Raw genomic sequence first — 11,676 nt, 5'->3', positions numbered from 1 at the left:
TATGAAAGTTAAAATTTTTACACGAAATGGCTGCCCTTTTTGTGATATGGCTGTTGATATGTTTAAGCAGAATGGTATCGAATTTAAAGAGACTGTCCTAAATGATCCTATCAAAAGACAAGAGTTTTATGATCAAATGAACCAGGATAAAAGAATTCAATCCAATGTTAGAACTGTACCTCAAATATTTATTGATGATGAGCATATCGGTGGGTTCTCTGATCTAAGTAAAAGATCAAATGAATTTTTTAAATAATTTATAGGCTTAAAAATGGAAGTAAAAATATACACAAAATCAAACTGCCCTTTCTGTGATCTTGCAAAAAGCTGGTTTGGCGCTAATGACATTCCTTTTACTCAGATTTCTTTAGATGATGATGTAAAAAGATTTAAGTTTTACGAGCAAGTAAATAGCAATATATTGCTAAGTGAAGAACATGTAAAAACTGTTCCTCAAATATTTGTGGGAGAAGTTCATATTGGTGGTTATGATAATCTCATGGCTCGAGCTGGTGAGGTTATTAATCGAGTTAAAGGCTCATCATTAACTACTGCTTCAAAAACTTATAAACCTTTTTGTTACCCATGGGCGGTTGATCTAACAGTTAAGCATGAAAAAGCTCACTGGATAGAAGATGAAATTGATCTTTCTGAAGATGTTACTGACTGGAAAAATGGCAAAATAACAAAGGTTGAAAAAGAGTACATTACAAATATTTTGCGCCTTTTCACCCAGTCTGACGTGGCTGTTGGGCAAAATTATTATGAACAATTTATTCCTGCTTTTAAAAATAATGAAGTACGTAATATGCTTGGCTCATTTGCTGCTCGTGAAGGTATTCATCAAAGAGCTTACGCCCTTTTGAATGACACTCTTGGACTCCCTGATTCAGAGTATCATGCTTTCTTAGAGTATAAAGCTATGACTGATAAAATCGAATTTATGATGGATGCTGATCCTTCGACTCGTCGAGGCTTAGGGCTATGCTTAGCTAAAACTGTATTTAATGAAGGTGTTGCATTATTTGCATCATTTGCCATGCTTCTTAATTTCCAACGTTTCGGCAAAATGAAAGGTATGGGTAAAGTTGTTGAATGGTCTATTCGTGATGAATCAATGCATGTTGAAGGTAATGCTGCTCTGTTTAGAATTTACTGTCAGGAAAACCCCTATGTAGTTGATAATGAATTTAAGAAAGAAATCTACATGATGGCTACAAAAGCTGTCGAACTTGAAGATATTTTCATTGACTTAGCTTATGAAATGGGGACTATCGAAGGCTTAAGGTCTGAAGAAGTAAAAGAATATATTCGCCATATTACAGATAGAAGACTAAATCAGCTTGGCCTAAATGAAATATATAATATCGAAAAAAACCCTCTAATCTGGTTAGAATGGGTATTAAACGGTGCAGACCACACTAATTTCTTTGAAAATCGTGTTACAGAATACGAAGTTGCTGGCCTCACTGGTAACTGGGATAACGCTTATAACTAAATCTTTAATGTTATACTAAGAGTTTTTAACTTTTTTTGTAGAAAAATAGTTTGATTTAACAAATCTAAGTTGTAAACTGAAATAGTTAAACTATATAAAATTATTTCCATAACAATCGCAAGGAGAAGCACACAAATGGATGCTCAAAAATATATTGATAAAGTAATTGCTGAAGTTGAAAAGAGAGATGGTCATGAAGTTGAATTCATCCAAGCAGTAAAAGAAGTATTTTCTACTTTAAAACCTGCATTAGAGCAAAATCCAAAATATATTGAAGAAAACATTTTAGCTAGAATGGTTGAGCCTGAAAGAGGTATTTCTTTTAGAGTGCCATGGTTAGATAGAAATGGTAATGTTCAAGTTAATAGAGGTTTTAGATATCAATTTAATGGAGCTATTGGCCCTTTCAAAGGTGGTATTAGATTCCACCCAAGTGTTTACTCTGGTATTATCAAATTCTTAGGTTTTGAACAGGTATTCAAAAACAGCCTAACTACTCTACCTATGGGTGGTGGTAAAGGTGGTGCTGACTTTGACCCTAAAGGCAAAACTGATGCAGAAGTAATGAATTTCTGCCAAAGTTTCATGATGGAACTTCAAAGACATATCGGCCCAGACATTGATGTACCTGCTGGTGATATTGGTGTTGGTGGTAGAGAAATCGGCTACATGTATGGTCAATATCGTCGTGTAAGAGCTTCATTTGAAAATGGTGTATTAACTGGTAAATCTTTAGAATCTGGTGGAAGCTTGATTCGTCCTGAAGCTACTGGTTACGGTGCTGTATTTTTCTTAGATAGTATGCTTAAGCATGATGGTGAATCTATGAAAGGTAAAAGTCTAATAGTTTCAGGTTATGGTAATGTGGCTTGGGGTGTATGTAAAAAAGTTACAGAGCTTGGCGGTAAAGTTGTTACTATCTCTGGTTCTAAAGGTTTTGTACACGATCCAACTGGTATCAACACTGAAGAAAAGATTGATTACCTACTTAAGATTCGTGCTGGTGAAAAAACTATGCAAGATTATGCAAATGAGTTTGGTGCTAGCTGGCATCCAGGTGAAAAACCATGGAATGTAAAAGCTGATATCGCTATGCCATCTGCAACACAAAATGAAATTTGTGAAAAAGAAGCAGAGCAATTAATAGCAAACGGTGTTAAATATGTTGTTGAAGCATCTAACATGCCTGTGACTAATGAAGCTATTACTTTACTACAAGGTGGTGGTATTACACTTGCACCAGGTAAAGCATCTAACGCTGGCGGTGTAGCTTGTTCTGGTTTAGAAATGTCTCAGAACTCTACTAGACTATCTTGGACTGCTGAAGAGGTAGAGTCTAGATTAAGACAAATTATGGAAGATATATTCCAAGCTTGTAATGCTGCTTGTGCTAAATATAACTTAGGTTATAACCTAGTTGCTGGTGCAAACTTAGCCGGCTTTGAAAAAGTTGCTGAAGCAATGATTCAACAAGGTAAATATTAAAACATAATACATAATCAAACTTTCTCATATAATTCTAATTTATAGTTTTTATCCCTTAGTTTCTGATAAAATATCTATCCGAAACTAACTTTTCTTAAATACTATGTCTCAAACTAACAATAACTCTTATCAACACCAAATTAGAATGTTGATATTATTCTCCTTTGTCCCGCTAACAGGAATGTCTATTGACTTGTTTGCACCCTCTTTACCTGGAATAAGTGCATCTCTAAATATTACTCCTGCAGTTGCTAAGATGGTTATCTCTATATATTTGATTGGTTATGCTTTGGGTAACTTTGTAGTGGGTATATTAACAGACGCTTTGGGAAGAAGAACTTTACTCAGATTGTCGTGTGTTTTGTTTGTTATCATTAGTATTTTACCAGCCATATTTCCTGATGAAATTATTCTATTGTCAGCTCGCTTAACCCAGGGATTTCTTATAGGTGCTATAGGTGTAATTAATCGAGGAATTTTTTCTGACATACTTCCTACTGAGAAGTTAATAAAACTGGGTCCTACTATGGGTTTCCTTTGGGGATTGGGGCCAATAATTGGGCCAATAATTGGTGGTTTCTTACAAGAATATTATGGATGGACATCTGGGTTTTATTTTTTTAGTATTGGTGTTGCAATATTAACAATTTTTGTCTTTGTATATATACCAGAAACTATTGCGGTCAAATCCAAATTAAGTTTTTCAAAGATAAAAAAAGATTTCAAAGAAGTACTCACAAATAAACTATTTATTACATTAAGCATAGGTATGGGACTTGGTTACTCTCTTATAATTAGCTTTAACACCTTAGGACCTTTTTTAATACAGAATATAATGGGGTACTCTGCTGCTTATTTTGGGAAATTAGCAATATTTCTAGGATTAGCTTTTTTACCTGCACCGATTATTAGCAGAAAAATGTTAAATTATTTCTCTATTGGTAAAATTTTTTTAGTTGTAATTCATAATTTTCTACTATTCATGTTGATTTTTTTTATGCTAAGCTTCTTTCTTAAAGCTAGTATAAGTTTACTTATAATAGCAACTATGATTGTATATTTTGCGTGTGGCTCTATTTTTCCAATATCAATGGGCAAAGGTATATCTATGTTTAAACACATTTCTGGTACAGCTGCAGCAGTTATGTATCTTATAAATATGTCTATAGCTGGCTTTGTTGCTTTTATACAAAGTTATTTACATGCAAACACTATCACTGATATGATATCTATATACTTAGTTTTAATACTGATGATAGTTGGCTTATACTGGTATAAGCTAAAAGATTTATAGTTTGAAGATAACAATATGATAAATAAATACGATGTTATAATAATAGGTGCAGGGGCTGCTGGTCTAATATGTGCTATAGAAGCTGCTAAAAGAAACCGCAAGGTACTTATACTTGATCACGCAAATAAAGTTGGCAAGAAAATCTTAATGTCTGGTGGTGGACGCTGTAACTTCACCAACTACAATATCGAAAATGAAAAATATCTAACAGATAACCCGCACTTTATAAAATCAGCTATGTCTCGTTATACTCAATGGGATTTTATTGGTATGGTTAGTGACTATGCTATCCCCTATCATGAAAAAACTCTTGGACAACTCTTCTGCGATAACAAGGCAAAAGATATCGTAAATATGCTTCTAGATGAATGCTCTAAATATAGTGCAAAAATCAAATTACATACAACCGTTGATAAGCTTTATAAAAAAAATGATTCATTCTTTATTCATTCTCTTAATGATACTTATCAGTGTCAATCTCTAGTAATTGCTACTGGAGGATTATCTATACCTACGATGGGAGCTACAGGATTTGGTTATAAGATAGCAAAACAATTTGGGTTAAAAGTAAATCCTCAAACAGCCGGATTAGTACCTTTTATATTTAATGATAGAGATAATAAAAAATTCTCTAGTTTAAAAGGAATATCTATTTTCTGTAATGTTTCAAATCATAGAACTAGTTTTAATGAAAATATATTATTCACCCATAAAGGTCTTAGTGGTCCAGCAGTATTACAAATTTCATCATATTGGAAGATTGGTGAGTCGATAAACATAAACCTTCTTCCAACAGAAGATATAGAAAAAATCCTTATCTTTAAAAAAAATACAGGACTAAAAAATACTTTAAAGAACACTCTTTCAGAGTATTTCCCAAAAAACTTTATAATAACTTTTTTTGAAGAAAATTTATGCAATAAACGAATATGTGACCTAAACCAAGAAGATATTTCTGATGTAGGTTTAAAAATACATAACTGGAAGATATACCCTCAAACTACTGAAGGCTATAAAACAGCTGAAGTAACTTTAGGTGGCGTAAGCTGTAATGAGCTTTCATCAAAAACTATGGAAGCAAATAATGAAAATAATTTATTTTTTATTGGTGAGGTTGTTGATGTAACAGGATGGCTTGGAGGATATAACTTTCAATGGGCATGGTCATCAGGTTGGGCTGCAGGACAAGTTGTATAAAAATGAAAGCTAAGTTATAATAGGTTAAATAAATTCCCACTTTTATATTTACCCAATGAAAATACCGCATCAAAAAGAATTTGCCATGAAAAAAGCTATTATGATAGCTATAGAGAAAGGCGAAAGTGTATCAAAACTAGCATCATATTTTGGTGTTTCAAAAAGCACAATATATAAATACCGTAGATCATTAAGAGATCAAGGTTTCATTATTAAGAATGAAAATGAAGTTTATGTAGTTACTGAAAATAAATTTTCTAAAAAACCACACACACCTAAAACAGCAAAGTTTAATTTTGATAACAACAATGATTCTACTCAAACAAAAGTTACAGAATCTTGCGATCCTCCTGCACCAAATGATGATATTTCAGTTAAAAACACTAGCTTAGAAGATATAAATAATGAATCTTTGGAAGAAATCCCTACAAGCGATGCTATGGAGCAACGCCTTCAGTCAAAAGTTGAAAAAATGCGTGACACCTATGAAGAAAGCTATGATAAAAAAGGATTGTTTAAGAAACTATTCTCGCGATTTGTTAAAAACTAACCATATTGCTTAAGCTTAGCTTCTAGCTGTGGTTGAGTCATTACACCATTGAGCGTTTCCTTATTTTCGCTATCTTTAAAAATTATCATGGTAGGAATACTTCTTATACCAAATTTAGCTGCTAAATTTTGATTAGAATCAACATCAATTTTCACCACTAGGGCATCTTTATAATCTCGTGATAATTGCTCAAGTATAGGCCCAAGCATTTTACAAGGTCCGCACCAGTCTGCATAAAAGTCAACCAATACAGGTTTAGAAGTACTAGCTAACAATTTATCAAAACTTGCTTCATTTGCATTTATTACGTTACTAATTGCCATTTTTACCTCTCTATTAAAGTTACATTTGCATTCATTTTGATATCTTGAGAAATATCCATTGTTCCCGTACTAGCATTAGCAGTATCATAACTAGCGGTTCTCATTAGCATAACTTTATTATTTTGAGCACTATACGAACTAGTATCGTTATATCTCATTTTCTGAATGATATATTTACTACCTGTTTTCTTGTTAAAATCATTCAAATAGTTTTTTGTATTGTTGAAAATATGAATCATTAAGTCTTGTTTTGCTTTTTCAATATCACTAGCTGGAGCATTATAATCTAAAACTTTTACTTCTAATTTTTGACTATATGATTTTTGTTTTTGTAAAGCTGATTGAAGAGTAGTTAATTCAGTCTTAGAAATTCTTGCTTCAAGCTGTACAGTAATATTTAGAGTACCGCTATTATTTGTATTTTGATCAAGATTTTTAACTTTCCAGTCAGCTTTAACTATATCATTAGCTTTTTTTGCGATATCTTTTTCTACAGAATTTTGATCTTTAAGTGTAGTTGTTGCATAACCCGTAACTTGGACTAGTATACTATCACTTTTAATAGTTGTTTGAGCTTGCGTACTATAGCTTATAGTATTAAAGTTTTCTGCACAATCTTGGCTAGCATATGATGCTGAAACAGTAACTACTCCTAATAGTAATGCTGGTAATAATTTTTTCATAAAAAAGTGTTCCTTATCTGTTATTAATATACGCTGACTTACTCTAGCTTAAGCGTAAGGCATTTTAAGCCGCCTCCAGCTTTGCCAAACTCTGATATATCTATGATAATAGGTTCTATATCTAATTTAAATAACTTTTTTCTTAGTTGATCATTACAACTATTCATTATTAATTTACCATCAACATAAACACTATTACATAAATGCTTCTTTACTTCGTAAGGTGATAAAATAATATTGTTTGGCAAAACACCAATAATGTCTTGGCTTTCTTGAGCAAATCCATTTAGATAAGATAAACAGCCTCTATTACCTAAAGGGCAAAATAATAAATCAAGATCATAAAAATAAGGATCAACTATTTTTAATGGGACTATTTCTGTATCAATAATTTCAGAAATTTCATCATATGCTTTTAGGTCACTGCGATAACCATACCCACAATACATTTTATCATTATAATATAAAGCATCTCCCTCACCACTTTGATGATTTTTAAGAGTTTTAACATTATAATTATTTTCAAAAAACCACTTCTGAAATAGATCTTCTTCAGGTTTTCTTTCTGGCGGTGCAAAATTACTACATATAAAGGTATTATCTTCAACTATACCAGCATTAGCTGTAAAAACCATATCTGGTAAGTTTTCATGCTGATCAATAAGTAACACCTCAACACCTAGCCGAGTATAAGTATTATAAAGATTTTCCCATTGTTTGAAGGCTAATGCCTTATCAGGTTTATTATTTAAATCCATCCATGGGTTAATTGCATACACAACATCAAATGCCGTAGGTCGACACATAAGTACTTTTTTCATATTTGAATATCATCAAATGCTGTTACAAGGAAGTTAATTTACCATATAGCAAAGAGCTAATGAAACATATTTTGCAGCATTTTATGTATGCAGGTTATCTATAGGTCTGATTATTAGATGATTACGAATATTTAGATATTATATTAGAAGATTAATTTTGAGGTTATGCTGCGACTTTTAAATTAGAGTTTATGATGTTTTGAACAGCATTTTTAGCATTAACAATATTAGGGCTGTAAATATCTTTAGAATTCTCTAAAGCTTTCTCAATCTGGTTTTTTATCTCAAAAGCTGGCTGTTTATCATTAAGTTCTTGATATAAAAGAGCTATAATTCCAGCAACATGAGGAGAAGCCATTGAAGTTCCTTGCATATACCCATATCCATAATTATCAAGCGTAGAGTATATTTCAGCAGTTGAACCGTAACGACTATCACCCCCAGGAGCTCTTACAACTAAGCTGTTTACTGCCCATTTGAGTACACCATCAGGAGCATAATATGTAGAATATGGCGCTAAAAGCCCTTCTGGTCCTGTAGACTCAACAACAATTGCATCTATGTTTTTACACCCTGAAGGGATATCATTAAATAAATTTTTACCATCATTTCCGGCTGCAATAACTACAGTTATACCATTTTCATGTGCTTTTGATATTGCATCATTCCATGCTGGGCACAAGGTTCCCATATAGTTTTCTTTCCATTCTGACTCACTCACTATTGGATATCCGGTCCTTGGATCAATTCTAGACATCCCTAAGCTTAGATTAACTACCTTAACAGGTGCTTTACTTTTTGATATATATCTACCATTTCTATCTCTAGCTTTGACCTTCCCGCCTGCTGCCCATTTAAGTGATTCTAAGATTGCATAAGTATCTCCAGAACCATCATCACCCAATGCTCTTATAGGTAGAATCTTGATTCCATCAACAGGTCCACCGACTCCTTTAACTTTTGGACCGTTTGCAGCGATTGTACCTGCTACATGTGTACCATGAAAACTACCATTATCATAAATACTTTCTGATACTCTAAGTTGCCCATTCTGCATAAAGAAATAGTACTTTTGATGATTATTATCAATCTTATCAGCGATATCGTTAGCTGGCTGATAAGCTAATCCAGAGTCTATAACAGCCACATCTATTTGTTTAGTTTTATTGGAGATTAGATCCCATGCCCCATAAGCATTAATCCCCCCTGTTATATCTTTCGGATCTTCCATGTCCCATTGCTCTCCCCAACGGATAAATTGAGCTTTTGGCTTTTTTATACTAGTTGGTCCATTCGTTATAGCTGAATTATAAGCATACATTTTTGAATTTTTAGGGATAGCGTACTTTATACTTGAATCTGTATCCATTAATTTTTTAGCTGCCGCATATTCATCATTTTCTTTATTATGTACAATAGTTGATTGAATTTTTGATGATTTTCCTAAACTAGAAGTAGATACACTCGGCTTATAATTATTTACTTTAATTAACTTTGTTCTAGAATCAATGTTATCAATCACCTCATAGTCATAATGATTACTAGTACCTCTAACATTATTAGTAGCTAGTTGCTCTAAAGTTTTATTTTTATTATCTTTATACTTAACTATTAACTCTATATCACTTGCATATACCATAGTAGATAAAGGGATTCCTATCAATAATACTGTTTTCCTTAACATTGCTACCTCCTTTTATTAATCAATGTAAACCATATACCAATTATATGGTTTACATTCATGTTGGCACAAGAAAGTATACTTTTATATGTTTTACAGCAAATAAACTTATTAAAAGTGTAAATTAGCTACTGATTAATAGTAAGACTTGCAAGTAAATTAAACTAAAGTTAATTAAAACAATGTTAGATACCTATAATCAAACAAACTATTTTTTTAAGTTTCATTAATGAAGATAACTATGTAGCACGAATAATATTGCATATTAAACATGAGCTAACATAACTACTATCATACAACTACTTCTTTATTTTCATGAAATAGTAAGATAATACTACTTGATAAAATTACAATGAATTAATCTTTATATATCTATTAACCTTTATATTTTCTAGAAAATGAGAATCATGAGAGACAACGATTATAGTCCCTTTGTAGCAATTTAAAGCTTGCTCTAACAATTTAACACTCTCAAGATCTAAGTGATTAGTTGGCTCATCAAGTATCAAGAGTTGAGGTGTAGCTTGAGCGTTTAGATAAATAGCTAAAGCCGCCCGAATTTTTTCCCCTCCACTTAAATCTTTGATCTTTCTATTAGCTACTATATTCCTAAACTTATATCTAGCCAAAATAGTATACGCATCTGTAGCACTTAGATTAGAATTTACATTAATTAGATTATCTAGCAGAGAGGTATCTTGATTTAATGTAGCAACTTTTTGATCAATATAAGCAAGTTCTACATGAAGCTTTATCTGTCCTTTAATAGCTTTCAAACTTTTATTTATTAGTTTTAATAAAGTAGATTTTCCTGAGCCATTTTTACCAACTATAGCAACTCTTTCAGCACCGACAATAGATAAATTAAAATCGCTAATTAGTTTTTCTCTAGCGTTATCATAGCTATATTTTAAACCTTCAATGTTTAAAATAGACTGATTTGGTCTGACATAAGTATTGGGCATATCTATAAAAATACTATCATCAGTATATAGTTTGCTATTACTTTTCATAAGAAGATTTTCAGCTTTATTTTGTAAATTATTTGCTTGTGTTAGATTTTTAGAGCTAGTTTTATCACTTCTATTTCTCATAGTATCTGCAGTAATTTTATCTACAGATTTTGTTTTGTTTAAACTCCTACCTTTAGAAGCTTTTTGGTCTAATTTCTCCTTATTTAACTGTATAGATTTGCTTATCTTCTTAATCTGTTTTTCTGCATGATTGATATCTCTAGCAATAGCTTGTTGCTCTGTGTTTTTATATGACTTATAGCTTTCGTAGTTACCGGTATAAAAATCAAGTTTATTATTTTCTACAGCAATAATACTATCTATATGGTTCAACAAATTTCTATCATGAGTTGCAATTACAATACATTTATTTGTAGAAGTTAACCAATCTATAAAATCATTTCTAGCATCTATATCAAGATTATTTGTAGGCTCATCTAGCAATATAATACCAGCTTCAGATAATTTAACTTTTGCTAACAATAATTGCGTAAGCTGTCCGCCACTTATAGAATCTACAGTATTATTCAAATCTATTTTAATATTTGAAAATTTATAGATTTCATCTTCTAATTCAGCTTTTATATTCCAATTATTCTCAACTAATTCAAAGTCTTCTTTGATGATACTTCCTTGGCTAATTCTATCCAAAGCTTCAAGAATGCTCCCAACATCAAAAACTTCTGCAAGAGTTAAGTTCTTATCTATATTTTGAGGGATATAAGCCAATTTAGAATCATAAAAAACCTTGCCACTATTAGGTGAAATTTGTTTAGCTAATAGTTTTAGTAATGTTGATTTACCACAGCCATTACTACCTATTAGACCATATTTTTGGGCTGATAAACTAAAGTCTAAATCTTTGAAATCTATCTTAGTATTTAAAATAGAGTACGAAAGATTATGCGTATGTAGGTATGTATCTTTTTTATATGACAAAATAAATCTCCTAAAGTTAATTATAAAAATTACGATATAAAGATTATTTGTTCATTGGACTGATATTTTCTTAGAAAATTAATTTATAAATATAATAGTACAATATCATTTAAAATCAAAATATTTTTCTGAATTACTAAAATTATGTACTAAGAATAAACTTGAGCTGAAAGATAAAAATATTACAAGCAA

Annotated in this window: 11 protein-coding genes; 6 read left to right on the top strand and 5 right to left on the bottom strand. The window is 31.5% G+C overall.

The genetic code is table 11. The features are described from left to right. Position 1: 1 nt before the first annotated feature. The 6 genes from FLM55_RS00375 (at position 2) to FLM55_RS00350 (ending at position 6,024) form a co-directional block, all read left to right on the top strand. Positions 2 to 256: a glutaredoxin domain-containing protein gene (locus FLM55_RS00375; protein ID WP_178947497.1), complete on the top strand. Its 255-nt coding sequence runs from the start codon at positions 2 to 4 to the stop codon at positions 254 to 256. A 15-nt stretch (positions 257 to 271) separates the two neighbouring features. Beyond that, positions 272 to 1,498 carry a ribonucleotide-diphosphate reductase subunit beta gene (locus FLM55_RS00370; protein ID WP_178947496.1) on the top strand — a complete coding sequence of 409 codons (1,227 nt, stop codon included), beginning with the start codon at positions 272 to 274 and terminating at the stop codon, positions 1,496 to 1,498. A 135-nt stretch (positions 1,499 to 1,633) separates the two neighbouring features. Continuing rightward, complete coding sequence (gdhA, locus tag FLM55_RS00365) at positions 1,634 to 2,983, top strand: NADP-specific glutamate dehydrogenase (protein WP_178947495.1); 1,350 nt, start codon at positions 1,634 to 1,636, stop codon at positions 2,981 to 2,983. A 103-nt stretch (positions 2,984 to 3,086) separates the two neighbouring features. Continuing rightward, a complete protein-coding gene (locus FLM55_RS00360; protein ID WP_256868884.1) occupies positions 3,087 to 4,277 on the top strand; it encodes an MFS transporter in 1,191 nt (396 codons plus the stop codon). Positions 4,278 to 4,292: 15 nt separating this feature from the next. Further along, positions 4,293 to 5,474: an NAD(P)/FAD-dependent oxidoreductase gene (locus FLM55_RS00355; RefSeq protein WP_178947494.1), complete on the top strand. Its 1,182-nt coding sequence runs from the start codon at positions 4,293 to 4,295 to the stop codon at positions 5,472 to 5,474. Between the two features lie 85 nt (positions 5,475 to 5,559). Then, on the top strand, positions 5,560 to 6,024 hold the full coding sequence (locus FLM55_RS00350) for a helix-turn-helix domain-containing protein (protein WP_256868883.1): 465 nt from the start codon (positions 5,560 to 5,562) through the stop codon (positions 6,022 to 6,024). Here the strand turns inward: FLM55_RS00350 and trxA are convergent. The 5 genes from trxA to FLM55_RS00325 all read right to left on the bottom strand — a co-directional run bounded on the left by trxA (position 6,021) and on the right by FLM55_RS00325 (position 11,484). Then, entirely contained in the window at positions 6,021 to 6,347 is a 327-nt protein-coding gene (gene trxA, locus FLM55_RS00345; RefSeq protein ID WP_178947492.1) for a thioredoxin, read from the bottom strand. The two genes, FLM55_RS00350 and trxA, sit on opposite strands and share 4 nt — an antisense overlap. A 2-nt stretch (positions 6,348 to 6,349) precedes the next feature. After that, entirely contained in the window at positions 6,350 to 7,030 is a 681-nt protein-coding gene (locus FLM55_RS00340; RefSeq protein ID WP_178947491.1) for a hypothetical protein, read from the bottom strand. Positions 7,031 to 7,068: 38 nt separating this feature from the next. Beyond that, on the bottom strand, positions 7,069 to 7,851 hold the full coding sequence (locus tag FLM55_RS00335) for a dimethylarginine dimethylaminohydrolase family protein (RefSeq protein ID WP_178947490.1): 783 nt from the start codon (positions 7,849 to 7,851) through the stop codon (positions 7,069 to 7,071). 163 nt (positions 7,852 to 8,014) lie between these two features. Then, the gene (locus FLM55_RS00330; RefSeq protein WP_256868882.1) at positions 8,015 to 9,535 is read right to left on the bottom strand and encodes a S8 family serine peptidase; all 1,521 of its coding nucleotides are present in this window, start codon (positions 9,533 to 9,535) and stop codon (positions 8,015 to 8,017) included. A 344-nt stretch (positions 9,536 to 9,879) separates the two neighbouring features. Next, the gene (locus FLM55_RS00325) at positions 9,880 to 11,484 is read right to left on the bottom strand and encodes an ABC-F family ATP-binding cassette domain-containing protein (protein WP_178947489.1); all 1,605 of its coding nucleotides are present in this window, start codon (positions 11,482 to 11,484) and stop codon (positions 9,880 to 9,882) included. Positions 11,485 to 11,676 lie beyond the last annotated feature (192 nt).

Origin of the sequence: Francisella sp. Scap27, from assembly GCF_013394105.1 — a bacterium.
GTDB lineage: Bacteria > Pseudomonadota > Gammaproteobacteria > Francisellales > Francisellaceae > Francisella > Francisella adeliensis.
This window is presented reverse-complemented; position numbering and strand designations above follow the sequence as displayed.